The 26,036-nt window shown below is 47.6% G+C and carries 27 protein-coding genes; 16 read left to right on the forward strand and 11 right to left on the reverse strand.

Going from position 1 to position 26,036, the window contains the following annotated elements; genetic code table 11:
* Window positions 1–9 precede the first annotated feature (9 nt).
* From hisF to hisC, 6 genes are all read right to left on the reverse strand, one after another.
* Window positions 10–777, reverse strand: a complete 768-nt coding sequence (gene hisF / locus DBY97_RS02120) for an imidazole glycerol phosphate synthase subunit HisF (RefSeq protein WP_003748652.1) — start codon at window positions 775–777, stop codon at window positions 10–12.
* A 40-nt stretch (window positions 778–817) separates the two neighbouring features.
* Window positions 818–1,135, reverse strand: a complete 318-nt coding sequence (locus DBY97_RS02125; RefSeq protein WP_004519651.1) for a hypothetical protein — start codon at window positions 1,133–1,135, stop codon at window positions 818–820.
* 177 nt (window positions 1,136–1,312) lie between these two features.
* A complete protein-coding gene (gene hisA / locus DBY97_RS02130; protein WP_107857271.1) occupies window positions 1,313–2,050 on the reverse strand; it encodes a 1-(5-phosphoribosyl)-5-[(5-phosphoribosylamino)methylideneamino]imidazole-4-carboxamide isomerase in 738 nt (245 codons plus the stop codon).
* Window positions 2,051–2,123: 73 nt separating this feature from the next.
* On the reverse strand, window positions 2,124–2,768 hold the full coding sequence (hisH, locus tag DBY97_RS02135; RefSeq protein WP_070826637.1) for an imidazole glycerol phosphate synthase subunit HisH: 645 nt from the start codon (window positions 2,766–2,768) through the stop codon (window positions 2,124–2,126).
* A gap of 168 nt (window positions 2,769–2,936) precedes the next feature.
* A complete protein-coding gene (hisB, locus tag DBY97_RS02140; protein WP_107857272.1) occupies window positions 2,937–3,893 on the reverse strand; it encodes an imidazoleglycerol-phosphate dehydratase HisB in 957 nt (318 codons plus the stop codon).
* 19 nt (window positions 3,894–3,912) lie between these two features.
* On the reverse strand, window positions 3,913–4,998 hold the full coding sequence (gene hisC, locus DBY97_RS02145) for a histidinol-phosphate transaminase (protein WP_107857273.1): 1,086 nt from the start codon (window positions 4,996–4,998) through the stop codon (window positions 3,913–3,915).
* A 215-nt stretch (window positions 4,999–5,213) separates the two neighbouring features.
* Here hisC and DBY97_RS02150 point away from each other — a divergent pair, with 215 nt between their 5' ends.
* The 9 genes from DBY97_RS02150 to rplS all read left to right on the forward strand — a co-directional run bounded on the left by DBY97_RS02150 (window position 5,214) and on the right by rplS (window position 14,120).
* Window positions 5,214–5,570, forward strand: a complete 357-nt coding sequence (locus DBY97_RS02150) for a DUF2069 domain-containing protein (protein ID WP_107857274.1) — start codon at window positions 5,214–5,216, stop codon at window positions 5,568–5,570.
* Window positions 5,567–7,399: a PglL family O-oligosaccharyltransferase gene (locus DBY97_RS02155; protein WP_107857275.1), complete on the forward strand. Its 1,833-nt coding sequence runs from the start codon at window positions 5,567–5,569 to the stop codon at window positions 7,397–7,399. The genes DBY97_RS02150 and DBY97_RS02155 overlap by 4 nt, the downstream gene beginning before the upstream one ends.
* 206 nt (window positions 7,400–7,605) lie before the next feature.
* On the forward strand, window positions 7,606–8,283 hold the full coding sequence (gene misR / locus DBY97_RS02160; RefSeq protein WP_070632537.1) for a two-component system response regulator MisR: 678 nt from the start codon (window positions 7,606–7,608) through the stop codon (window positions 8,281–8,283).
* Between the two features lie 15 nt (window positions 8,284–8,298).
* Window positions 8,299–9,696, forward strand: coding sequence for a HAMP domain-containing sensor histidine kinase (locus tag DBY97_RS02165; RefSeq protein WP_070850102.1), 1,398 nt, complete (start codon window positions 8,299–8,301; stop codon window positions 9,694–9,696).
* A gap of 55 nt (window positions 9,697–9,751) precedes the next feature.
* Entirely contained in the window at window positions 9,752–12,142 is a 2,391-nt protein-coding gene (locus DBY97_RS02170; RefSeq protein WP_107857276.1) for a bifunctional acetate--CoA ligase family protein/GNAT family N-acetyltransferase, read from the forward strand.
* A gap of 75 nt (window positions 12,143–12,217) precedes the next feature.
* Window positions 12,218–12,466, forward strand: coding sequence for a 30S ribosomal protein S16 (gene rpsP, locus DBY97_RS02175; RefSeq protein ID WP_003684452.1), 249 nt, complete (start codon window positions 12,218–12,220; stop codon window positions 12,464–12,466).
* 15 nt (window positions 12,467–12,481) lie between these two features.
* Window positions 12,482–12,991: a ribosome maturation factor RimM gene (gene rimM / locus DBY97_RS02180; RefSeq protein WP_049329569.1), complete on the forward strand. Its 510-nt coding sequence runs from the start codon at window positions 12,482–12,484 to the stop codon at window positions 12,989–12,991.
* A complete protein-coding gene (gene trmD, locus DBY97_RS02185) occupies window positions 12,991–13,740 on the forward strand; it encodes a tRNA (guanosine(37)-N1)-methyltransferase TrmD (protein WP_107857277.1) in 750 nt (249 codons plus the stop codon). Before rimM ends, trmD begins: the two co-directional genes overlap by 1 nt.
* A gap of 14 nt (window positions 13,741–13,754) precedes the next feature.
* Window positions 13,755–14,120 carry a 50S ribosomal protein L19 gene (rplS, locus tag DBY97_RS02190; protein WP_003679470.1) on the forward strand — a complete coding sequence of 122 codons (366 nt, stop codon included), beginning with the start codon at window positions 13,755–13,757 and terminating at the stop codon, window positions 14,118–14,120.
* 211 nt (window positions 14,121–14,331) lie between these two features.
* Here rplS and DBY97_RS02195 read toward each other — a convergent pair whose 3' ends face one another.
* The gene (locus DBY97_RS02195) at window positions 14,332–15,741 is read right to left on the reverse strand and encodes a PepSY-associated TM helix domain-containing protein (RefSeq protein ID WP_107857278.1); all 1,410 of its coding nucleotides are present in this window, start codon (window positions 15,739–15,741) and stop codon (window positions 14,332–14,334) included.
* 344 nt (window positions 15,742–16,085) lie between these two features.
* Here DBY97_RS02195 and greA point away from each other — a divergent pair, with 344 nt between their 5' ends.
* Both greA and DBY97_RS02205 read left to right on the forward strand, forming a co-directional pair.
* Window positions 16,086–16,562 (forward strand): transcription elongation factor GreA, encoded by a 477-nt coding sequence (gene greA / locus DBY97_RS02200; protein ID WP_003684304.1) that lies wholly within the window; start codon window positions 16,086–16,088, stop codon window positions 16,560–16,562.
* A gap of 98 nt (window positions 16,563–16,660) precedes the next feature.
* Window positions 16,661–17,089: a DUF4149 domain-containing protein gene (locus DBY97_RS02205; RefSeq protein ID WP_107857279.1), complete on the forward strand. Its 429-nt coding sequence runs from the start codon at window positions 16,661–16,663 to the stop codon at window positions 17,087–17,089.
* 135 nt (window positions 17,090–17,224) lie between these two features.
* On the opposite strand, the gene DBY97_RS02210 is transcribed toward DBY97_RS02205, so the two are convergent.
* The gene (locus tag DBY97_RS02210) at window positions 17,225–17,986 is read right to left on the reverse strand and encodes an OmpA family protein (protein ID WP_107857280.1); all 762 of its coding nucleotides are present in this window, start codon (window positions 17,984–17,986) and stop codon (window positions 17,225–17,227) included.
* Window positions 17,987–18,428: 442 nt separating this feature from the next.
* Between DBY97_RS02210 and DBY97_RS02220 the strand changes: the two genes are divergently transcribed.
* Window positions 18,429–19,379 carry a CysB family HTH-type transcriptional regulator gene (locus DBY97_RS02220; protein WP_070607370.1) on the forward strand — a complete coding sequence of 317 codons (951 nt, stop codon included), beginning with the start codon at window positions 18,429–18,431 and terminating at the stop codon, window positions 19,377–19,379.
* Between the two features lie 86 nt (window positions 19,380–19,465).
* On the opposite strand, the gene fnr is transcribed toward DBY97_RS02220, so the two are convergent.
* A complete protein-coding gene (fnr, locus tag DBY97_RS02225; protein WP_039862092.1) occupies window positions 19,466–20,200 on the reverse strand; it encodes a fumarate/nitrate reduction transcriptional regulator Fnr in 735 nt (244 codons plus the stop codon).
* Window positions 20,201–20,362: 162 nt separating this feature from the next.
* On the opposite strand from fnr, the gene hemN reads away from it, so the two are divergent.
* The 4 genes from hemN to DBY97_RS02245 all read left to right on the forward strand — a co-directional run bounded on the left by hemN (window position 20,363) and on the right by DBY97_RS02245 (window position 23,881).
* Window positions 20,363–21,784: an oxygen-independent coproporphyrinogen III oxidase gene (hemN, locus tag DBY97_RS02230; protein ID WP_107857281.1), complete on the forward strand. Its 1,422-nt coding sequence runs from the start codon at window positions 20,363–20,365 to the stop codon at window positions 21,782–21,784.
* 131 nt (window positions 21,785–21,915) lie between these two features.
* On the forward strand, window positions 21,916–22,248 hold the full coding sequence (locus DBY97_RS02235; RefSeq protein WP_049331146.1) for a hypothetical protein: 333 nt from the start codon (window positions 21,916–21,918) through the stop codon (window positions 22,246–22,248).
* A gap of 362 nt (window positions 22,249–22,610) precedes the next feature.
* On the forward strand, window positions 22,611–22,856 hold the full coding sequence (locus DBY97_RS02240; RefSeq protein WP_107857282.1) for a DUF1289 domain-containing protein: 246 nt from the start codon (window positions 22,611–22,613) through the stop codon (window positions 22,854–22,856).
* A gap of 38 nt (window positions 22,857–22,894) precedes the next feature.
* The gene (locus DBY97_RS02245; protein WP_107857283.1) at window positions 22,895–23,881 is read left to right on the forward strand and encodes a TraB/GumN family protein; all 987 of its coding nucleotides are present in this window, start codon (window positions 22,895–22,897) and stop codon (window positions 23,879–23,881) included.
* A 98-nt stretch (window positions 23,882–23,979) separates the two neighbouring features.
* On the opposite strand, the gene argF is transcribed toward DBY97_RS02245, so the two are convergent.
* Entirely contained in the window at window positions 23,980–24,975 is a 996-nt protein-coding gene (gene argF / locus DBY97_RS02250; RefSeq protein ID WP_107857284.1) for an ornithine carbamoyltransferase, read from the reverse strand.
* 146 nt (window positions 24,976–25,121) lie between these two features.
* Window positions 25,122–25,877 carry a methylated-DNA--[protein]-cysteine S-methyltransferase gene (locus DBY97_RS02255; RefSeq protein WP_107857462.1) on the reverse strand — a complete coding sequence of 252 codons (756 nt, stop codon included), beginning with the start codon at window positions 25,875–25,877 and terminating at the stop codon, window positions 25,122–25,124.
* Between the last annotated feature and the right edge of the window lie 159 nt (window positions 25,878–26,036).

The raw sequence follows: 26,036 nt of genomic DNA on the forward strand, positions 1-26,036 counted from the left end.
GGATAGCAATCACAAACGCACTTCAATTCCTGCTTCACGCATGGCCAGTTTTGCTTCGCGGATACTCGCTTCGCCAAAGTGGAAAATACTGGCGGCCAATACCGCATCTGCTTTTCCTTCTTTAATGCCGTCCACCAAATGCTGAACCGAACCGACACCGCCGGAAGCAATGACCGGAATATCGACCGCTTCGCTGACCGCGCGTGTCAAAGGCAGGTTGAAACCTTGTTTGGTGCCGTCCCGGTCCATACTGGTCAGCAAAATCTCGCCCGCACCGCGCCGCTGCATTTCGACAGCCCATTCCACCGCGTCCAAACCGGTCGGATTACGTCCGCCGTGGGTAAAGATTTCCCAACGGGTGTTTTCAGGGTTGACCGCTTTGGCATCCACGGCAACGACAATCGCTTGCGAACCAAAAAAACCGGCCGCTTCATTTACCAAATCAGGATTGGTTACGGCAGCCGTATTGATGCTGGCCTTATCGGCACCGGCATTAAGCAGACGACGGATATCGGCAACCGTACGCACACCGCCGCCGACCGTCAATGGAATAAAAACTTGCGAAGCGACTGCCTCAATAACGTGCAAAATAGTATCGCGATTGTCGCTGGAAGCGGTAATGTCCAAAAAGGTCAACTCATCCGCGCCTTCATCGTTGTAGCGTTTGGCAACGTCAACCGGATTGCCTGCATCGCGTAAACCCAAAAAGTTGACACCTTTTACCACGCGACCGTCTTTTACATCCAGACAAGGAATAATTCGTTTTGCCAATGCCATACTCAATACCTCTTATCCGTTATCAGGCCGTCTGAAACCGTCAGGCCAAAAATTTGCTCAACCAATCCGGCAAATGTTGCAACAGCTGAAAATAACCAATGCCGGCTATCATCGCCAAAACACAGGAAATAATGAAATTGCTGTCGATGCGGCCGACGATGGAAAAAATCAAACCAGCAAATGCCCATATTATCCCGTTGAAAATCATCCAATAGGTATCGATAATCGGCAAATCAAACGCCGTCAGCTGCCGCAGTATCACTGCAATCAGTGTAAACCACAAACTTTCGCTTAGCGGATACACTTCGCGATCGGATGACCAGATAATCCAAAAACCCAAAACAAACGCTTCAAGCATACCAATCCCTTAATAAAATAAGATATTGAGTGAGTTGTTTTTTATAATTATTTCAGACAGATTTTAAGTCTAAGGACTTTGCAAAATGCCGCTTTTGAAGGTATTTTCAGCTATACGCCAACTCCTGCGCTGTTACACCTTGCAAAGCCTTAATCTGCATAATTAAACGCACTTAGGTCAAGCCAAAGAATCGGCCAGTTTTTGAGCCTGTGCGAAATCAATACTTCCCTCATAAATTGCGCGGCCGGTAATCGCACCGCTCACACCCTCTTTTTCAACGGCACACAATGCGTGGATATCGTCCAAATTCGTCAAGCCGCCGGAAGCGATAATCGGGATATTCACTGATTGGGCCAATTTGACGGTAGCTTCGATATTCACGCCGCTCATCATGCCGTCGCGACCAATATCAGTATAAATAATGCTGTTGACCCCATCGTCTTCAAAACGCTTGGCCAAATCGACGACATGATGCTCCGTTACCGTTGCCCAACCGTCTATCGCCACCATACCGTCTTTGGCATCCAAGCCGACGATAATCTGCCCCGGAAATGCCTTACATGCTTCGCGCACAAATTCAGGATTTTTCACCGCGGCCGTACCGATAATCACATCGGTCAGACCCAAATCCAAATACTTTTCAATGGTGCCCAAATCACGGATACCGCCGCCAAGCTGTACCGGAATATCTTTGGCTACGGCGGCCAAAATTTCTTTAATTGCCGGAAAATTTTGAGGAACGCCTGCGAATGCACCGTTCAAATCAACCAAATGCAAACGGCGTGCGCCTTGATTGCGCCAATGCAAAGCCATCTCTGCCGGCGAATCGGAAAACACCGTCGCCTGCTCCATCAAGCCTTGTTTTAAGCGAACACAGCGTCCTTCCTTCAAATCAACGGCAGGTATCAACAGCATTTTTTTCTCCTCTATTCAATTTCAGTATATTTTACACAAATTAGCGATTTTTAGCAGATTTATGTTAAAAGCCTCAAATCTGCCAATTTAAAAAATTACGTAGCAGCAGCAATCCTGCCTGATGGCTTTTTTCCGTGTGGAATTGTGTGGCAAACACATTATCTTTACCGACAATGCAGGCAAATTCATTCGGATATTCGCTAACGCCTAAAACAATCTCTTCATTTTTCGGCGCAAAATAATAGCTGTGAACAAAATAAAAATACTCGTTCTGCCCAATGTCTTGAAATAAAGGGTGCGGACGGGTTTGGCGCACTGTATTCCACCCCATATGCGGCACTTTCAGACGGCCTCCTTGTGCATCGGTTTGATTGGGCAAAAACCGTTTTACTTGCCCTTCAAACCAGCCCAAACCATCTGTATCGCCTTCTTCACTGTGTTCAAACAATAATTGCGCACCTACGCAAATGCCAAAAAACGGCTTGTTTTTCAGGCCGTCTGAAACTGCCTCGCCCAAACCGCTGGCCTTCAGCGCAGACATACAGTCCGGCATGGCACCCTGCCCCGGAAAGATAACCTTATCCGCCGCCATCACTTCTTCGGGCCGCGAAGTTAGATAAATTTCGGCATTTTGCTTGGACAAGGCCTGCGCCGCCTGAACAGATTTCAATACTGAGTGCAGGTTTCCCATTCCATAATCGACAATCGCTACTTTCATTGCTTCTCCTCAGGCCGTCTGAAAACATTTAATGATTAATATAATAATAAGAATGATTGTAGCAAAAGATGGTTTAAAACAAAATATTGCCACCATACAAGATGAATAATAAAGGCCGTCTGAAATTCCAATCGGTTTCAGACGGCCTTTATTCATTCACACGATGCCTTATTCTTCAGACGCGGCTTCTGCTTCTTCTTGAACAGACTCTTCACTCAACGTGCCTTTTGTAGAAGGCGTTTGACCAATCATACGTGGATCGTATTCGACCGCCATACGCAAGGCGCGGCCGAAGGCTTTGAAAACGGTCTCGGCTTGATGGTGCGCATTACGGCCGCTCAAGTTATCGATGTGCAAGGTCATCATGCTATGGTTCACAAGACCGTGGAAAAATTCTTCAAACAAATCAACATCAAAACGGCCAATCAGGGCGCGGGTAAAGTCGATGTTGTACACCAAACCAGGACGGCCGGAAAGATCGATAACCACACGGCTCAACGCTTCATCCAGCGGAACATAGGCATGACCATAACGGGTAATGCCGGCTTTATTGCCAAGCGCCTGTTTCAGAGCCTGCCCCACCACGATACCGATGTCTTCAACCGTGTGATGGTCGTCAATGTGCAAATCGCCTTTGCAGGTAATATCCAAGTCAATCAAACCATGGCGCGCCACTTGGGCAAGCATATGCTCAAGGAAAGGAACGCCGGTATCCAGACGATATTTACCGGTACCGTCAAGATTGAGGCTGACGGTGATTTGGGTTTCGCTGGTATTACGGGTAACGGTAACAAAACGGCCTTCGGTTGAAACACCAGCTTCGGCTGCTTCGACAGTTTGTTTTTCCAAACGCGCCGCTTCAACCGCTGCTGCTTTTTCTTGGTCTTTGCTGTGGTCACGGTTCAGCCAGCCTTTGCGTTTGTGCATGCCAGATTCCAACTTCGCAGCCAGGCTCGGACGAATGCCGCGTGCAGACTCATCGCCTGCTTGTTGTTCCAAACGGCGTTTGAGCTGAGACAAAGAGGCGGAGTTTTCATAACCGCACGCACGTGCAAGCTTGGTTAATGAGCCTGCTTCTTCAACCAGTAACAGAAAATTGGTCAAATGCAGTTGAGCTTTGTTCATGATGGTAGTTTCCTTGAAATTAAAGATTGGGATAAAGATTTTTAATAACGGCCAAGACAGCATCATTTTGCGCTGCCGAGCCTACGGTTATACGGACACACTGATCCAAAAGCGGATGGCTGCCATGCAGTTTTTTAATCAGTATGCGGTTTTGCTTCAATGTTTCAAACAGCCCGTTCGCATCAGAAACGCGAACGGTAATAAAGTTGGCTTCGCTCGGAAAAACTTCCAAACGGTTTAATTTCAACAATTCATTCATCACACGCGAACGCTCGTTTTTTAATGTATCAATGTTTTGCTGAATGATTTGATGATGTTTCAATGAGAATTTTGCCGCCGCCAAGCTTAATTGATTCATATTGTAAGGCGGAAGGATTTTAGCCAGTTCACCCATAATGCTTGGGCTTGCCGCCGCATACCCCATCCGTAAGCCGGCAAAGCCGATTTTACTGATGGTGCGCATTACGACCAGGTTTTCGACTTCGCCCGCCCACGGAAGGAAACTGTCATGATGAAACGCACCATATGCCTCATCGACAACCACAATGCCGGTAGCCGCACGAATGACCGCCTCTACTTCTTCTCGCTTAAAGCACACGCCGGTAGGATTATTGGGATAGGCAATAAAAATTAATGACGGCTGATGTTGCTCGATGGCGGACAAAACGGCAGGGAGATTTAAAGAAAAATCCGGATTTAAGGGAACGCCGACATATTCCATGCCATAAAGCGCGGCATTATGACGATACATAACAAAACTTGGCTCAATACCCAATACACGCGCATTTGGTTTGGCAACCAGCATAGTCAAAAATTGGATAAGCTCGTCGGAGCCGTTACCCAACGCGATTTCCGCTTTATCGGGAATACCGAAAACTTCCCTTAATTCTTCATAAATCCCGCTCTTGGCAGTATGAGGATACAAATGAATCGGTGCCTGTTTTGCCAAGTCCGCCCATTCTGACAACAAAGATTCATATCCGGCGAAAGGATGATGCGGACACTCCATGGCGTCCAACTTAATAAAACCTTCTGGTAAATCGGCAACCTGATAAGCTGTCATTACTTTAATATCATCACGGATAACATCAGCAACGCGATTCATGGTTTTCTATCCTCCTCAGATAAAGTATTTATAATAGTAGCACAATCTTTATTAGATATATATATTAATAAGACTATAAAACAAGATAAAGTTTCATTAATTTAAAGAAAAACAATAAATTCTTTCTTGAGTATCCTTAGCAATATTCTTAGCTTCTCCTGCATTTTTAGCGGTATAATTTCGAGTTTTCCAGTACGGCTTACGCCCTCAATATTGTGAACAATACACGCTCCCCATTACCTTATCTTGCAACGTCCATAAGCCTTATCCTGCTGATTCTGATTTCCTTATCATGGGAATTATGGATCGCGCCATTGCGCGAAGGCGGCTCATGGTTGGCACTGAAAGCCCTGCCTCTGTGCCTGCCGTTGACCGGTATTTTGAAAAAACGCATCTACACTTATCAATACAGCTCCATGCTGATTCTAATTTACTTTGCCGAAGCCTGTATGCGCCTGGCTGACACAGCCGTCGCCAGCCGGATTTGCGCCGCCGTTTCCGTATTATTGTGCATTGCCTTTTTCCTCAGCTGCCTTGCATTTATCAAACAACAAAAACACACATCAAAATGACCTACCACACACTTTCAGACGGCCTGACTGAATCTTCAGTGAAAACCTTTTGGCCTTTATGGCTCAGTTTTCTTTGGGTTTGCGCCGTCCCTTTTCTTTCACTCTACCGAGTCGGTCCACTGCCCAGCTTTTATTTAGAAGCCATCTCACTGAGCGGCTCATTGGTACTGACATTGATTAGCGCACACAAAGGCCTGCTGAACATCCGCCTTCCCGCACTCAGTATCGGCCTGTTTGCCATGGCTGCATTTTGGTCGCTCCAAGCGCGCCTCATGCATTCGACCTACCCCGGCATGAGCGATATTACTGCCTGGACCTTTGTCATTTTGGCACTGGGCGCATGGTCGGTTCGCGGCTGGGTAACGGCCTACGGGCAAGAACGCATCGTCAGCATCTTTGCTTGGTCTTTATTGATAGGGGCAACCATACAGGCCGTCATCGTCTGGCTGCAATTTAAAGGCTGGTCCAACGTAGAGTGGTTGAACGGCATCATTGCCCGAAGCAGCGGCACCGTAAACGGTCAACTCGGCCAGCGCAATCATTTGGGACATTATTTAATGTGGGGTATTTTGGCGGCATCCTATTTATGGACGACGCGCAAAATGTCGAATGCAGCAGGTTTTCTGTTCGTATTGGCTTTGACTGCGACCCTCGGCCTTGTCAACTCGCGCACCATCTTAGGCTACATTGCCGCCCTATTCCTGATTACGCCGTTATGGTTTTGGCGTACCCATTTCCAACACAAACGCGCACTGTGCATTTTCCTTCTGACCGCAATCCTGGCCGCCGCTTTCCAATTCGGCATGGGCAGCCTGTTGGATTTGTTTGGCAACATCAAATACGAAACTGCTGTCGAACGCGCAGGCACCAGCGGTTTTGAAGGCTCCATGCGCCAAATCGAATGGAGCAAGGCATGGATTGCCTTTCAATCCGCACCTTGGTTCGGCCATGGCTGGAACAGCTTTGCCCAGCAAACCTTCCTGATTAATGCACAACAACAATACTTCCCCAACAATATCCTCGGCGTACTGTTTACCCATTCGCACAATATCGTCATGCAGTTATTGTCCGAAATGGGCATTACCGGCACTTTGCTCGCAACCTTAACCCTGCTTGCAGCCGTATGGCGGCTATCGGGACGCAACCAAACGCCAGCCTCCCTGTTTTTACTGACTACCGCCGCCGTCAGCCTTTGCCACAGCATGCTTGAATATCCACTTTGGTATATCTACTTCCTCACCGTATTTAGCCTGATTCTGTCGTTGACACCCTCTTATCCGAAAGATGTTTCAGACGGCCTTTTATCTACCCGAATCAGACAATGGGCAGGCGGTATAGCTGCTTTATCGATTTTAATCGGCATGGCAAACCTCAGCTGGGAATATCAAAATCTGACCCAATATAGCCGTGTAGGGAAAACCGATGATCAGCAAACGGTTCAAAACAAAATCGACGGCTTGCAACGACTTTCCAAAGAAAGCCCCATGCTTGCCTATTACGCCGATTTGAGCTTGAGCAAACGTGCCGACCCGACCGATGCCTACATCCGTCCGTGGGCGGAAGAAGCCGCACTCAAAGCCCTGACCTACCGCCCCTACTCCAGCGCCTACCAAGTCGGCCTTTACCTCTACCGACAAGGCAAAAAAGAAGAAGGTGCGCAATGGATGCAGGCAGTGCAATATTATTACCCGTATATGATGTATTTCTACGCCGACAAAATACGCAGCCATCCGGTATTCGCCCCACTACTACCCAAACTTTTGTCCGATTGCAAAGATTTCATCAACGCACCGAAACACCAAACTGCCCAATCATGCGACAAACCCTGAACAAAACACGCTCAATTGTCAGTTTGTCCTTACAGGCCGTCTGAAAATGTAAAGAGCAGCGAGTTTCTATGCAAAAAAGCGCAAAAGCACAGAAAATTACGCTATCAACAAAAGCAGATTGCATGTTAAGATTGAATACAACTCTATTTTAAGCGCCGTACTGCCATTTAGTACCGCGGCGCATACAATCACGAAAAGGAAATTCCATGAGTCGCGTATTACTCGTAGATGACGATGCCCTCTTGACCGAATTGCTGACCGAATACCTGACTGCCGAAGGCCTCAACGTCCACAGCGTTCCTGACGGCGAAGCCGGCGTTCAAGAAATTCTGACCGGACAATACGATGTCATCGTATTAGACTCCATGATGCCTAAAATGAACGGTTTGGACGTACTGAAAAACGTACGTACCCAAAGCACTGTACCCATCATCATGCTGACCGCAAAAGGTGACGACATCGACCGCATTATCGGTTTGGAAATGGGTGCGGACGATTATGTACCGAAACCATGCACACCGCGCGAACTCTTGGCGCGTATCAACGCCATCTTGCGCCGTGCGCAACACAGCAACGAACAAAACAACGCGCCTAACAGCATTTCTGTCAGCGACGTCGTTTTGTACCCGGCCAAACGCCAAGCCAGCATCAAAGACACTCCGCTCGAGTTGACCAGCACCGAATTCAACCTGCTCGAAGTTTTGATGCGCCACGCCGGACAAGTCGTCAGCAAAGAGACCTTGTCTATCGAGGCACTCGACCGCAAACTGGCTAAATTTGACCGCAGCATCGACGTACACATCTCCAGCATCCGCCACAAATTGGGCGATGCCTCCTTGATTCAAACCGTACGCGGCTTAGGCTACCTGTTTGTTAAAAACTAAAGATTAAACAGATCAATGAAACTGTTTCAACGCATCTTCGCTACATTTTGCGCAGTCATCGTCTGCGCAATCTTTGTGGCGAGTTTTTCATTTTGGCTGGTACAAAACACCCTCGCCGAAAACCAATTCAACCAACGCCGCACCATCGAAACCACATTGATGAGCAGCATCATCTCCGCGTTTAACTCGCGCGGAGACAGCGGTGCGCGCGAAATTCTTTCGGAATGGAAAAACAATCCGGTTTCCAATGCCGTTTATGTGATTACCGGCGACGATAAAAAAGATATTTTAGGCCGCAACATCGACAGCCTGTCCATCGAACGCGCCCGCATCTTTGCCATCAACAACCCCGAATCCGATTTAGCCCACATCGAATACGACCGTTTCGGCGAAGAATACCTCTTCTTCATTAAAGGCTGGGACAACCATCAAGCCCAACGCCTGCCCAGCCCGCTTTTCATTCCCGGCCTGCCGCTCTCGCCGATTTGGCACGAATTTATCATTCTGTCTTTCATCATCATCGTCGGCCTCTTGATGGCATATATCCTTGCCAACAACATTACCAAGCCCATTAAAATTCTTGGCGGCGGCATGGACAGAGTAGCCAACGGTGAACTTGAAACCCGTATTTCCCAACAAGTTGACGACCGTGACGACGAATTGTCCCATCTTGCCGTGCAGTTCGACAAAATGGCCGAGAAACTTGAAAAACTTGTTGCCAAAGAGCGCCACCTGCTTCACCACGTTTCTCATGAAATGCGTTCGCCGCTGGCACGTATGCAAGCGATTGTCGGCCTGATTCAATCTCAGCCGCAAAAACAAGAGCAATACCTCAAGCGGCTTGAAGGCGAATTGGTGCGCATGGATACTTTGGTAGGTGAATTATTGACCCTCTCCCGCCTAGAGACTTCCAATATTCCTTTGGAAAAAGAAAACCTCAAACTCGTTCCGTTCCTAACCAACTTGATTGAGGACAACCAAAGTATTGCCCACCAAAACAATCAAAGCGTTACCCTGAGCATTGACCCTAAAATCCCTGAAAATGCCGTAATCAGCGCCAACGAAGGCTATCTATACCGCGCCTTCGACAACGTTATCCGCAACGCCATCAACTACAGTCCGGAAGGCAGCACCATTCAAGCCCATATCGGACAAGACGGCAAACACTGGATTATCGATGTTACCGACAACGGGCCTGGCGTGGACGAAATGCAGCTTCCGCACATTTTCACTGCCTTTTATCGCGCCGACTCCAGCGCGCACAAACCCGGTACAGGTTTAGGACTTGCCTTGACGCAGCACATTATGGAACAGCACTGCGGTAAAATCATTGCTGAAAATGTCAAACCCAACGGCCTGAGGATGCGTTTTATCCTTCCCAAAAAGAAAGCCGGAGACAAAAAAGAAGTCTAAAAATAAGGCCGTCTGAAACTTTTCAGACGGCCCAAAACACAAATAAGGAACCATCATGAGTGCAACCGTCCAAACCAGCTACTTCTTCATGCCTGAACACATCATCCTCGTCGGCGCCAGCGAACGTCCGCACAGCCTTGGCGAACGCATTTTCAGCCACCTGCTCGGTTCCTCATATCAAGGCAAAATCACCCCCGTCAATCTTCGACACAGCAGTGTCGCAGGCATTCCCTCCTACTCCAGCCTGAGCAAAATTCCGGGCCAAGCCGATTTGGTTGTTGCCGTTATCCCGCCCGACCATTACGACTCGCTGTTCAAAGCCTGCCGTAAAAAAGACCTGCGCCACATTATCCTGATTCAAGATTGGGAAAACCTACCGCCCGAATCCTGCAAAAATGCCCATTCCATCATTCAAAAACATCACGGCGACGAATTGAACATTACCGTGTGCAACAGCGCAGGCATCCAACTCCCCTCGCTCAACCTCAATATCGGCACCCAAACCGACTATCCCGCCGGCCATATCGCGTTACTGACCGGCCACAGCACCGTCAGCCGCAACATCAACCACCTGCTGAACACACTGCACCAAGGCGTATCGCGCCACATCAGCCTCAACTATGATCTAAGCCCTACTACATCGGCCGACTGGCTCAACCGCTTCGGCCACAACCGCCATACCAAAGTTGCCGTTATCCACTACAATCCGGCCGAAAACCAACGCGAGCTGTTCAGTGCCATCCGCCACTTCACACGCCATACCCCACTTATCCTGTTGTCCACACACCATACCGACGACACAGACAAAGCCATCCTGCGCAGCCTCAGCCGCCATTGCAATTTCCAACCGGTATTCAATACCGCCGAACTAGAAGCAGCCCTAAAAGCCCACCTTTCCGGCATTCCCGTCATTACCCATCCCACCATTCTGTCCGACACGCCGATAGAATGGCTGCGCACTACCGCCAATGCCTGCGAATTGACCCTCGACCTCCCAACCGATATACCATCCATCCGACAAGGCTGCATCGGCAGCAACCCCACGCCTGCACGCATCCACCGTCTGGCGCTCGAACAATTACAAAATCCGCATACTCAAGCCCTGCTCGGCATTATTTCGCCAGATACGCCGGATGCGTACAGCATTCATCAAACTCTGGATAATTTGGCACAAAAAACCAGCAAGCCCATTCTCGTCAGCTATCGTTTTTCAGACGGCCTGACTCGGTTTAACACACCGGAAGAAGCCTTACTGACACTTTATTTCCGCAATCAAACAGCCTATTTGCAACAAGTACAAAATACCCCTGCCCCTGCCAAAACAGACCGTCTGAAAACACCTAAAAGCAAAAGTATCGATAAAGCCATTGCATCCGGCCAAACCGAACTGATGGCGGAAGCCCTATACTTGCCTCCGTGCCAAACCCAAAAACACAATGCCGTCCAATTCCGGTTCAGCCGCCATGCCATTTACGGCAACATCCTTACCGCCCATTACAACGGCAAAACCGAAGCCACATTACCTCCCTTTACCACGCTCGATATCCAGCATTTAAGCCAATTTGCAGAACTCGACAACACGTCCGTTCTCAATCAATTCCTGCATTCCCTAAACACGCTTATCCACAACAACCAGCATATCGGCGACATTATCCTCAACTACAACGGCAGCCAATACAGCAGCACCATCATTCCCGAAATCGTGGAAAAACCTGTTGCACCAACAACCAAAATCCCAAAAAAAGCCGTCCAAACCTTGGAACAGGCCGCCGCCAAAATGCAAAGCGCCGCCGCCTATCTCCAACAAAAAAATCCGGCAGCGGCCGAATTCCTACGCAACACCGGCGAAGCTGCATCCGAACTGCTGTACCCTAAAACCGAAACGCCCGAGATACAAGACGTACTTGCACCCTATCCGAGCCAAACCGATACCTTTACCCTGCCCGACGGCAACACACTGCACATCCGCGCACTAGAGCCTGAAGATGCCGAAGCCAAACAAAAATTTGTCCGCCAATTACCCGCGGCCGACCGCTATACGCGCTTCATGACCCATACCAACGAGTTGCCGCTGCCCACACTCGCACGGCTGACCCGTCCCGATTTCCATACCGAATGCGCGTGGGCAGCCTTCACTTCAGACGGCCGTATCGTCGCAGTCAGCCGTTACAGCCGCATCAATCGTAATGAGTGCGAGTTCGGCATTACTTTGGCACCTGAAACACGCAAAACCGGCTTGGCCGGCAAAATGATGAGCCTGATTATCCAAACTGCCACACAGCAAGGTTACCAAACCATGAATGCGGAAATCCTCAAAGAAAACACACCGATGCTCAAACTCGCTGAAAAATCAGGATTTACCGTTACCCCATCGGAGATCGACCGCGGCCTGTATCAAGCAAGCCTCGATTTGCACGAATGGCAAAACAGCAACAAAAACAAATAAAAACTTGCATAACCCGTGTGAAATATCCTAAAATTAGCGGTTTCTATATATCCGCATTTTTCAAAAGGACTCAAAATGGTAGTTATCCGTTTGGCTCGCGGCGGCTCAAAACACCGCCCTTTCTTCAACGTAGTCGTAACTGACTCTCGCAACCGTCGTGACGGCCGCTTCATCGAGCGCGTAGGTTTCTACAACCCCGTTGCCAACGAAAAACAAGAACGCGTACGTTTTGACGCAGACCGCATCAACCACTGGGTTGCTCAAGGCGCGAAAGTTAGCGACGCAGTTGCCAAACTGATTAAAGAGCAAAAAATCGCTGCTTAATCAGCTAAAACGACCATGACAGACACTCAAAAACGGGTAGCCATGGGCTACATCAAAGGCGTATTCGGCATTAAAGGCTGGCTTAAAATTGCCGCCAATACCGAATATACCGACAGCCTGCTGGACTACCCCGAGTGGCAGTTGTGCAAGGATGGCAAAACCCTGAATGTTGTGCTTGAGGCAGGTAAAATTGTCAATGGCGAACTTCAGGTCAAATTTGAAGGCATAGACGATCGCGATCAAGCATTTGCCTTGCGCGGCTATACCATCGAAATTCCCAGAGAGTCATTCGCCCCTACTGAGGAAGACGAATACTACTGGGCAGATTTAGTCGGGATGACCGTCATCAACAAAGAAAACATCGTTCTTGGCAAAGTCAGCAACCTGATGGAAACTGGTGCAAATGATGTTTTGATGATTAAAGGCGAACACGGACAAATCCTGATTCCCTTTGTCTCCAACTATATCGAATCTGTCGATACCGACAGCAAAACCATTATCGCCGACTGGGGTTTGGACTACTGATGCTGATTCAAGCCATCACCATTTTCCCGGAGATGTTCGACAGCATTGTCGAATATGGCGTTACAGGCAGAGCAAGAAAACAAAATCTTTGGCAGTTTCAAACCATCAATCCCCGAAAATTTGCCGACAACAAACTTGGCTATATTGATGATCGCCCCTTCGGAGGTGGTCCGGGAATGATTATGATGGCGCCGCCGCTTCAAGCAGCAATTGAAGAAGCCAAAGCAAACTCGCAAAAACCTGCCAAAGTAATTTATCTCAGTCCGCAAGGTCAGCCGCTTACGCATAAAAAGGCCGCAGAACTTGCCAAACTGCCCCATCTTATTCTTCTATGCGGACGCTATGAAGGCATAGATGAAAGACTGCTGCAAAGCAGTATAGACGAAGAAATCAGCATTGGCGACTTTGTCGTCTCGGGTGGCGAATTACCCGCCATGATGTTGATGGATGCCGTCTTAAGATTGGTTCCGGGCGTATTAGGCGATATACAGTCAGCCGAACAAGACTCATTTTCAAACGGCCTTTTAGACTGTCCTCATTACACCAAACCCGTAGAATTCCAAGGCATGATGGTTCCTGATGTCTTACGCTCAGGAAATCATGGCTTGATTGCCGAGTGGCGATTGAAACAATCGCTGCAACGCACTTTAGAGCGCCGACCTGATTTATTGGAAAAGCGCAGTTTAATCCCAAAGGAATCCCGCCTCTTAAAAGAAATCTTGCAAGAGCAACAGGAAATCCAATCATAACTTAGGAAAAACAAATGAACTTGATTCAACAATTAGAGCAAGAAGAAATCGCTCGCTTGAACAAAGAAATCCCTGAATTCGCTCCAGGCGACACCGTTGTCGTATCTGTACGCGTGGTTGAGGGTTCTCGCAGCCGTCTGCAAGCATACGAAGGTGTTGTTATCGCTCGCCGCAACCGTGGCCTGAACAGCAACTTCATCGTTCGCAAAATCTCTAGCGGCGAAGGTGTAGAACGTACTTTCCAACTGTACTCTCCTACCGTAGAAAAAATTGAAGTTAAACGCCGTGGTGACGTACGTCGCGCCAAACTGTACTACTTGCGTGGCCTGACCGGTAAAGCAGCTCGCATTAAAGAAAAATTGCCTGCTCGCAAAGGTTAATAGCCTTCATCAAAAACCCACTTCAATGAAGTGGGTTTTTTGTTTTTATACAAAAACTCCTTGTCTTTCTTACACAATCCTGCAAGCTAATTACAATACACATCTCACGTACAAACTTAAACAGAATCGTAACTTCCCTACCTCTTTTAACCTTTATACAAAAGGCCGTCTGAAACAAAAGATTCAGACGGCCTTTAATCACATCGGACGGTTATTTAAACCATCTTGCCAATGCCGGGATACGCGACAACAACAATGTATCCAAAATCCAAATAACAGCAATTGCGGCAATGGCTGTTGGGAAAATCACGGCCAAAATCAGAAGTGGCGCAGCCATTGCCCACCATACCGGCAATTTGATTTTCTGTGCAGGAGGAACCAAACCACGTGCTTCCGAAGGACGGCGTTTCCACCACATTACACAGCCGCTGACACAGATAAAAATAATTGCTAGACAGAACAAGACATTTGCCAATACGCTCCACCAGCCCAGTGTACCCATATGCAAAGCAATGCTTGCCGCCATGAATTTACCAAACCAGTTGTAATCATCGAAATGAATATCAGCCAGGATTTTGCCACTGTATTGATCAATGTGTACCGTACGATCCGCAGTCGGACTAATCATATCGTAGCTCATTGAGTCTTGCGACAGCGTCCATACACCGGTTTCACCCTTAGGCAAATTAAGCTGATAGCGACCTTTAAAGCCAATTTCGCGTGCAAAGCGGTCAACCGTCTCCAACGTCATCGGTTCGCTTGGATTAATACCATTTTCGCCCATTGTCGTACCAGAAACCGGCATAGGCGTCAGCTCCAAAATCCACGGCACTTCTTTGGATTTACCGTCGTTCAGCACATCACCATGGGTTGGTACGGAAGATACCGGATTAGGCTCCATGCCCCATTTACCCGCAGGAAATTGGCTCCACGCCTGAACCACTTTACCACCCCAAATACCTGCCCAAGCAATACCTGACAGACAGAACAGCAATAAAATCAAAGAAACCCAAGAGCCGAATGCGCCGTGCATGCTACGCCACCATGTACGTCCTTTGCCTGCTTTCGGCACAAGCATGGATTTCAGGCTGCGCTGTTTCGCCCACCACAAATAAATACCGGTCACAATCATGATGATGGTTAGCGATGCAGCGGTTTCCAACAGGTAGTCACCTGTCGCCCCCATCATAATATCGCCGTGGATTTCATCCATCGTGTGATACCAGCCTTGACCGCGCGGCATCGTGTTCACGACTTTTGCTGTATAGGGATCAACAGCAACCATAGTGGCTTTATCGTCATTGTTTACGCGGAATACGGCAACCATATCATCTGCGCGCGGAGCAATATATTGCACCACAGAGGCAGTTTCCGGATTCACAAACTGTCTGGCAGCTTCTGCCTGAGCCGACAAAGGCTGAACCACTGCCTGCAGCGTAACATGTATGCGTTCGCCTTCTTTACCGGTGCTATTGGCAAATAGCAGCATTCCCAACCCTGTAACAGCCAGCAAGGTTAAAAACGGCGCAACCAAAAGTCCGACATAAAAATGCCATCGCCAAACAGTCAAATAACGGCGGTTAGCCTGTTGTTCATTTTGGGGAGTTGGTTTTGTTTCCATATATTCTCTTCATATAGTTAAAGCAGACTAATTATTACGAATTAGCATCGGACATTTTAATCAAAAACATTCATTTAAGAAACCGTTTTTCCCATGCAGCTTTGAAATACTTCAATATTTAGTTTTCAGGCCGTCTGAAAAAACAAAATAGACAGAAAACAACACTTTACTGAAAATCCGTTTTAATCATTGCGGTTTCGGCAGAATTTGGTAGAATACAGGCATTACTTATTTATTCATCAAGCCGCCAAGCTTTGGCGGCTTGTATTTTTATTTCCAATCCGGCTACCGCGCGTGGCCGGATAAAATTTTAAAAGCATCATCATGTTTTCATGGAGAACCCAATGCAAAAAATCCCTTTGACCGTCCGTGGTGCAGAATTGTTGAAACAAGAGCTTCAACACCTCAAAAGCGTAGCACGTCCAGAAGTCATTGAAGCCATCGCCGAAGCACGTTCGCACGGCGACTTGTCTGAAAACGCAGAATACGAAGCCGCCAAAGAGCGTCAAGGCTTTATCGAAGGCCGCATCGCCGAGTTGGAACACAAACTCTCTATGGCGCACATCATCAACCCTGCCGAAATCCATGCAGAAGGCAAAATCGTGTTCGGCACAACTGTGACACTGGAAGATTTGGAAACCGAAGAACAAGTTACCTACCAAATCGTCGGTGAAGATGAAGCAGACATCAAAGAACGCAAAATCTACGTTGGCTCCCCCATTGCCCGAGCCCTGATCGGCAAAGAAGAAGGCGACGTTGCAGAAGTTCAGGCACCCGGTGGCGTGCGTGAATATGACATTATTGCCGTACAATATATCTAAATAAGTTCAAGGCCGTCTGAAAACATTTTCAGACGGCCTTTTGTTATACCTAAAAACACCATAATCAAAGAAAACGAAATCTTCCCAGGAGAAGCATAATGAATCTACTATACAAAATTATCCAAACCGCTGCCGCCATGTGGCTTGGTATGCAGCTGACAGCAGGCTATGTTACTGCCCCTATCCTGTTCCGCATCCTGCCCAAAATGCTGGCAGGAGAAATCGCCGGCATTTTATTTGCCATCACAGCAATATGCGGCTTAGCCATTTTTGGCGCAGCCTATGCCTTTTTCAGACGGCAACTTGTCTCCCTCTCTTGGTGGGTTTTGGTACTTTGGCTACTCTTAGCCTGTAATCATCTTTTGGTTACGCCGGTTATCGAGGCACACAAGTACGGGCTGGATAACTGGCTGCTGTCCCTAGTAGGTGGAACATTCGGCGTTTGGCACGGCTTATCCAGTATCATCTTTTTGATTTGTACAATACTCGCCGCTGTTTGCGTATGGAAATGGCCCAAGTCAAACTAATCTGTCTTAATAAAAGGCCGTCTGAAAATAAGTCTTTCAGACGGCCTTTTATTTTGAATCATGAATTCCCCGACTCTTCAAATATAAACCATAAAAAAATGCCCTGCAATATGCAGGGCATTTTTCAAAAACCGATTAAGGTTTAGCGTAACCGTGAACGCCATTGTAAGGAGCTGGGATCCAACCTTCATCAGTAGCAGGCAATTCGCCTTGACCTTCGATAGTTTGACCTGGAGCAACTTGACGAGTAACAACGCTGCGGATTTTAACATCAACGCGACGGTCAGGTTCGATACAAGCGATAAGAGCAGCACGTTTCTTAGCTTTAGAAACTTTTTTGCCCAGTTTAGCAACTTCAGCTTCACAAGTAGCAGTCATGCGAGCTTGAGATTCGCCCAGACCTACTGCAGAGATTTTGCTAGAAGCAACGCCACGACCTACCAAGTAGTTAGCAACCACGTTAGCACGACGCTCAGACAGAGCTTGGTTGTATTGCTCAGAACCCATGAAGTCAGTGTGACCTTCAACACGTACAGTTTGTACGCTTTCATTGCTCAGACGTTGAGCCAAAGAGTTCAGGTTTTCTTGAGCTTCAGGACGTAGGTTGTCTTTGTCGAAGCCGAACAGAGTTTTAGTAGACAGGGAAACAGTTTCATCAACATACTCAGGAGCTTGTTGTACAGGAGCAACTGCTTCGCGGTCACCACATTCAACACGGCCTTGGGTAGCTTTGTCGAAGTAGCTGTTTTTCCAGCATTCGCCGTAGTTGTTACGGACGATTTCTTGAGATTGGCTGCTTACGGTGTAACCGTGTTTGGTATGCGCTTCGCTGGCCATTGCGGTGCCAGAGGCAACCAAGGCAACGAACAATGCGCTTAATTTCAGCTGTTTGGTCATTTTATTCCCTCATCAAATTGTTATGCGGCGGACTAGGAAAGCAACCGCTGCAAAGTACCAATATACAGGCCGCAGTATCAAAACAGCGGCAAATCGGATATATCAGGTTGCACTATAAAGAAGCGCAAGGCAAACTGTCAATACTCGATGCCTTCAAACAATCATGAAGTGCCTGCTTCCTAGTAGTTAATCATGCCGAAAAATCAATCTTGTGTCATTAATTTAGGGTAAAATCAGACAATTCACCTACCTAAAGTTGTACAAAAACAACAAAACCCCTTTCCCTCTTCTTTCCTGAATTTCCTGTTTTCATATCATTAAAAGATATTTTCATTAAAAACAACCATTTTCAAAACTCGGGGCAAAACTGGACAAAATATGTTAAATTACATGCCGTTTGTCGCACAAAATCCACAATAACAACGTATTCGGTACTGCTACCATGAAACTGCAACAATTACGTTACGCCCTTGAAGTTTACCGGCACAATCTGAATGTCTCCGAGGCTGCCGATGCGCTTTTTACATCCCAGCCCGGCATTTCCAAACAAATCCGCCTGCTTGAAGAAGAATTGGGTATCCAAATTTTTATCCGCAGCGGCAAGCGTGTGGTTTCCGTTTCACAACCGGGCAAAGCCGTGTTAGAGATTTCGGAACGAATTTTGCGTGATGTACAAAACATTAAAAATATCGGCAGCGAGTTTACCGATCACGACAGCGGCTCGCTGACCATCGCGACAACGCATACCCAAGCGCGTTATGCATTACCTAAAATCGTTGCGGAATTTGTGAAAAACTACCCCAAGGTCAATTTGACCATCAAACAAGGCAGCCCTTCTGCCATTGCGCAAATGGTCAGCAGCGGCGAAGCGGATTTAGCAATTATTACTGAACGCATTGACGATCATCCTGAGTTGGGCAAACTGCCCTGCTATGAATGGAACCATGCCGTCATTGTTCCGCACGACCACCCTCTTTTGGACTGCCGCAATCCTTTAAGCCTTGAAGATTTAGCTTCTTTTCCGCTGGTTACTTACGAATTTGCTTTTAATTCCGGCAGCAGCATTGCACGTACATTTAATAAAGCGCATATTGAGCAACCTGATGTTGCCTTATCGGCTGCCGATACGGATGTATTGAAAACGTATGTACGCTTAGGCTTAGGCGTAGGTTTGATGGCCAAAATGGCGTACGATCCCGCGGTCGATCAAGATTTACAGCTTATTGATGCGGCACACTTATTTGAACCGTCGCCCACTTGGATAGCCTTACGCTCGGATACCTACCTGCGCGGTTACGCGTATGACTTTATCCAGATGTTTGCACCGAAACTGACCAGAGAAGTAGTCGACCGCATTCTGTACACGCCGGTTGTGGAAGATTTTTCAATTTAATATCTGACTATCACTTGCGTAACTTAACAATTATTCTTTAATTCTTGTTAAAAAGGCCGTCTGAAATATTTCAGACGGCCTAAGATTCAGATAGCGTGCGAACAACCGGAAACCATTTTCTTCAAGGTTGTCGCATCTAAGATTTTGATATGCTTGTGTTCAACCGAAATCAAGCCTTCATGATGGAATTTAGACAAGGTGCGGCTGACTGTTTCCAGCTTTAGCCCCAAATAGCTGCCGATTTCCTCACGTGACATCCTCAAGATAAAATCATTGGCGGCGAAGCCTCGTGAATAGAGTCGCTGAGACAGGTTGAGCAAGAATGCTGCCAATCGCTCTTCAGCGCGCATATTGCCCAAAAGCAGCATAACGCCCTGATCTCGAACAATTTCGCGACTCATTAAGCGGAAAAAGTGAGAACGAAGACTGGGAATATCCTGTCCAAGTTCTTCAATATGTGTAAACGGAAGCTCGCATACCTCGCTGTCTTCCAAAGCCACAGCATCACAGCTGTGAATATGGGAACAAATCCCATCCATACCGATCAGCTCGCCCGACATAAAAAAGCCGGTTACCTGATCTCGTCCATCTTGGCTGGCGACTGTTGTCTTAAAGAAGCCCGCACGGATGGCAAACAAAGAGGTAAACGGCTCGCCGGCACGGAACAGGTATTCACCTTTTTTCAGACGGCGGCTTTGACGAATAACCGCGTCTAATTGTGAAAATTCGTTAGGCATCAGTCCGACAGGCAAACACAGCTCGCGTAAAGAACATGTGGAACACAAGGTTTTCATTTGATGTGTTGCATTGTGTGTAGCCATAACGCACCTTTAATTTGCTTAATTCTCTCAACCCCTGATTAAGCCGAATAACTATTGACCCATGTCAAAGTCGGCATATCATTATGAGGCATTCTACCAAACTATCGAAATTTTGACTAAAATTTTCCCTAATTTCCTCACTTTATACTACAAGCCCCGACCATGAAAATCATCCCCATCTCCAATAACACCAACACAAACAATGAATTACCGGAATTTGACCGTGAATTGATTGCCAGTTTGCCATCAAGCGGTCCTCGTTATACCTCCTATCCGACTGCCGACCGCTTCCATGAAAGCTTTAAAGAAGCCGAATATATCCAAGCTTTAAGCCTGCGCAACATGGGCGCGCTCAACAAACCCCTTTCGCTCTATATTCACATTCCTTTCTGCAATACCATCTGCTACTACTGCGGCTGCAACAAAATCATTACCAAAGACAAAAGCCGTGCCGATGCCTATATCCAGTATCTGGAAAAAGAAATGGAATTGCTGGCACCGCATTTGGGAGGAAGATACCAGCTCGCGCAGCTCCACTTCGGTGGCGGCACGCCCACATTCCTGAGCGATGACCAACTCGAACGCGTCTTCGACATGATTCGTAAATACTTTCAGCTGATTCCAAACGGCGAATACTCCATCGAAATCGACCCGCGCAAAGTCAGCCGCGAAACCGTCCTCAAACTGGGCAAACTCGGTTTCAACCGCATGAGTGTCGGCATTCAAGACTTTGACCCTAAAGTACAGGAAGCCGTCAACCGCATTCAAAGTTATGAAGAAACCAAAGAAGTGATTGATGCCGCGCATGAAGCCGGGTTTAAATCGGTCAGCGTCGATTTGATTTACGGCTTGCCGCACCAAAACACCGAAAGCATCAAAACCACCATCGATACAGTCTTATCCCTCGATCCCGACCGCCTTGCCCTCTACCACTACGCCCACCTGCCGCATATCTTCAAACCGCAACGCCGTATCGACACCAATGTCGTCCCCGGCAGCGAAGAAAAACTCGATATGCTGCAATATTGCGTTCAAACCCTGACCGAGCGTGGCTATGTTTTCATCGGTATGGATCACTTTGCCAAACCTGACGACGAACTCTCCATCGCCCTCAAAGAAGGCTTCCTGCAACGCAACTTCCAAGGCTACTCGACCTATGCCGACTGCGATTTGGTGGCGATCGGCGTATCCTCTATCGGCAAAATCGGCAGCACCTACTCCCAAAACGAGCGCGACATCGATGCCTATTACGCCGCACTCAATGCCGGACATCTACCGATTATGCGCGGCTACCAGCTCAATCAAGACGACATTTTGCGCCGCAACATCATTCAGGATTTGATGTGCCGTTTCTCACTCGATTATCGGATTTACGAAAGCGTGTTCGGCATTCCGTTTAGCCGTTATTTCGCGGTCGAACTGGAGGATATGAAGCAACTGGAAACCCTCGGTCTGATCCGCATCAAACCGCACGGCCTGACCGTTACGCCGAAGGGCCGTTTCTTGATCCGCAACATCGCCATGGTGTTCGACTACCATTTGCGCCATAAAGAAACCAAAGCCAAATACTCGCAAACCGTATAAACAGAAATGGAAAAGGTCGTCTGAAAATTTTCAGACGACCTTTGTTTTTATTTTCAATACTTTCGGGTAACATAAAACCATATTTTCCGCTTTATCAGAATTCAAAGTTAATTTGTATAGGCGCGTATCCTATGGTTACCGAACAGCAAAACGATATCCTCAGCATCAATCAAGTACAGCTTCTCCTTGCTGAAAAACGCACGGCACTTGCTATCATGCGTACAGGTATTGCCGTTTTCGCACTCCCTTTGTCTATTTTCAGTGCGCTGATTGCGACATCGAAATGGTACGAGGCCGTTGATGTTTGGCCTTTGCTCGTACTGGTCAGTCTGATGAACATCAGCTTGATTATTTTCTCGGTCTATCTGATTACCCGCTCGCTCCGTAGAATGCACCAATATGACCGGCTGATTGCCGATATCAAATACAACAATCAGTCTTTGCGTAAACTGATTAAGTCATAAAGTGCAAATAGTTGGAGCTGGGCATAAGGTCGTCTGAAAATCAAAATATAGAGGAACTCTAGATTTGTATTAAAACATGATTCTGCCAAACATATCGTAATTGATCTTGGAGACCTTACTGTACACTTTGCTCCCCCATTTGGAATCGATACGATACCATTGCAGTACAAGATATAATCTGCAATATATTTATGGTTTCTCTTAGGTTTTTATGCCTAGGGTGGCAGATATAAACTTATTGAAATGATCAACTCAATTGGATATTAGGAACCCTGCTGGATACACCGATCGTGTTTAGACAAATACGAGTGCAGTCTACAATTTTGGTTTGTCCGGTCTCTTTTCTCAAACGCTTTTAAAATATGGAACAACCTGATTTTTTCCCCATCCCCAGTCCCTGTATAGGTGTCTGTGAAGCCAATGCCAAAGGTTATTGCAGAGGCTGCCTGCGCAGCCGGGAAGAGCGCTTGTACTGGCTCCAGATGACCGACAGCCAAAAGCATCAAGTCATGCACCTTCTATCCCTCAGGAAAGCCAAAATCCGCAATCGCAAAATGGAAAAACCCGAAACGGGCGAACATCCGGTTCAAAACCTACTCGATTTCTAACTTGCCCTTGCCTACCGCACACCACAATAAGGAAAAACATGAAAAAACTGCTTGCCTGCCTGCTGATACCATTTACCGCCCTTGCCTTGGGCGCCTGCAAACCCGCTGCAACTTTACCCGAAAGCAAACCTGCCGAACTTAACTGGCAGCAGCCTAAACTGACCAGCAATGTCTGGAAAATCAGCAAAGAAGGCCAACCTGATTCCTATCTGCTCGGCACCATTCACATGGGACGAACCAATCAAACCTTGTCTTCCGATGCAGTCAAACTGTTGCAATCCACCGACCAACTGACCACAGAAGTTGACGCATTGCCGGACAGCAGTCCGGAAACAAAAAGAATGTATCAAAAATACTTCAAAGAAGTCATGAGTACCGAACCGCTTAGCCGCAAGCTTGGCAAAACAGATTTCCGTCTTTTACAAGAAATCTATTCAAAAAATGAAGAAAGCCGACCCATTGCCCAAATTGCCGACAAACTCCATCCGTGGGCAGCATTGGTTTTTGCCGGCAGCGCATTTTCCCAAGGATATAGCTCAGAAACCGGTGCAGATATGTTGCTGACCAACGCAGCAGTCAATATCAACAAACCGCGTGGTTCATTAGAAAGCTTGGACGATGTTACCGCGATCTTCAAAGCACAGCCTGAAGAGACCATGCTCAACTTTCTGAAAGCCAGCATTAAAACCAATAAAGAAGAAACCGAAGATATCAAAAAACTCCATCAAGCCTATTCAGACGGCCGCTTTGAAGAACTCATCCCACTTTTGGAAGAAACCGAACAGCGCACCCTCAAACTTGTTGATACCAAATACGCCAAAGCCATGTCCGATTGGCTGAAAAACGACCTCCTGATCCGCCGCAACTTGGCATGGTTGCCTGAAATCCGCAAGCAATCGTCCAAACAAAGCACCCTCTTTGCTGTCGGCATTGCCCATTTACCCAGCGAAAAAGGCCTAATCGAACTATTGCGTCAAGAAGGCTATCAAGTAACACCCGAACCCAAAGTCCTGATTTGGCAATAAACCCAATCAAACAACAAGGCCGTCTGAAAGTCTTTCTTTCAGACGGCCTTTATTTAATCTCTATTAAATGAAGCAGTAAGCAATGTTGAGCGTAACAATCAATCGCCCAATGCCGCTACCATCACCGCTTTAATCGTGTACATCCTGTTTTCAGCCTGATCAAACACAATGCTGGCTTCGCTTTCAAAAACTTCTTCCGTTACTTCCACACCATTCAGGCCGAATGTCTCATAAATCCATTCGCCGACTTTGGTTTCGCGATTATGGAAAGCAGGTAGGCAATGCATAAACTTGACTTGCGGATTTTCCGCCGCAGCCAGCAACTCGGGGGTAACGCGGTAATTTTTCAGCAAATCGATACGTTCCTGCCAAGCCTCTTTAGGTTCGCCCATGCTGACCCACACATCGGTATGGATAAAATCCACGCCTTTTACGGCTTCCTGCACATTCTCCGTCAACAGAATCCGTCCGCCGGTCTCTTTGGCAACAGCCTGCACCGTCTCGATAATGTTTTCAGACGGCCACAAACTTTTCGGCGCACCGATACGCACATCCATGCCCAGTTTCGCAGCCAACACCAGCAACGAATTAGCCATGTTGTAACGCGCATCGCCGACATAGGCAAACGCAATTTGGTTCAAAGGCTTATCGCTATGCTCGCGCATCGTCAGCGCATCAGCAAGCATTTGGGTCGGGTGGAACTCGTTGGTCAAACCATTGAACACAGGCACGCCTGCATACTTGGCCAGCTCTTCCACCACATCCTGTCCAAAACCGCGATATTCGATACCGTCAAACATCCGCCCCAAAACCCGCGCCGTATCCTTAATACTTTCCTTATGCCCGATTTGGCTGGCAGACGGCTCCAGATAAGTTACCCCTGCCCCTTGATCACGCGCAGCCACTTCAAACGCGCAACGGGTGCGGGTCGATGTTTTCTCGAAAATCAGGGCAATGTTTTTCCCCTTCATCCGCTGCACCTCGCGCCCTGCTTTTTTAGCGGCTTTCAATTCGGCGGCAAGATCGAGATAGGCAGTAATTTCTTCCGGCGTGAAATCCAAAAGTTTTAAAAAATGGCGGTTTTTCAGGCTCATGTCTTATTTCTCTTTTTTCTAGCGTGGGCGTTGCCCAACATTTTTCTCCATGCAGATTTCGTCGGGCTTCCACCGACCTTCTGCTGCTCAATTTTTTTAACGTGCGAAGCCTGCCCGAAGCATGGCCCCTTATCCTCTATCAAAACTCAAAACAAGGCCGTCTGAACCTCGCCTCTCTCCAAGGCAAGCAACGATTGTTTGCGGTTCAAACCGCCTGCGTAGCCGGTCAGCTTACCGTCGCTACCGATAACGCGGTGGCAGGGAATCAAGATAGACACCTTGTTCTGCCCGTTTGCAGCGGCAACGGCGCGAATGGCTTTAGGATTGCCCAACTGTTGCGCCTGCTCCTTGTAGCTGCGCGTTTCGCCGTAAGGAATAGTCAGCAGCGCATTCCACACCTGCTGCTGAAAGGCTGTACCTATCGTTTCCAAAGGCGTCGCAAAAACTTTCAGACGGCCTTGAAAGTATAAATCCAATTCTTGGCGCAAAAGTTGCGTTTGCTCATTTTCTTGGAAAATAAACTGCCCGCGCAAAGCTTTTTGGACAGCCATGATTTCCTGTTCCATATGTTTTTGCCCGACAAATTCCAGCAGACACAAACCCTTGCTGCCGAACACCGCCAACATCTCGCCCAACGGCGTGGCAACCGCGGCCGCAGTCAGTTCGTTCGGACTATCAGGATAACGCGTTTCCAACAGTCGGATAGCTCGGCGGATACGGACATATTCTTCAGGCGCACAACCGATACAGTCAATAAAATCCTGCTCAAACTGCTTGGCTTCGTGTTCGGTAAGACGCTCGTGCAGTAAGGCTTCGAGAGTAGCGGGAAAGTCAGTTTCCAACTGCTCTCGGATTTCATTCCACTTTGATGGAAGCTCGTTTAAAGAAGGCAGAGTAATCATCTGCATTTACTCCCGATAATCAACAAACCCCCAAACTATTACCCGACGGATCATAAATTCCACCATCCGGTACGGCGGCTTTAAAACTTATATGTAGGTTGGCTGGAAGTTTCCGCCTACCCTATCAATGAAACTCGCCCAAAAATTTTATAAAATCCC

This window comes from Neisseria subflava, assembly GCF_003044645.1.
In the GTDB taxonomy this organism is placed as follows: Bacteria; Pseudomonadota; Gammaproteobacteria; order Burkholderiales; family Neisseriaceae; genus Neisseria; species Neisseria subflava_B.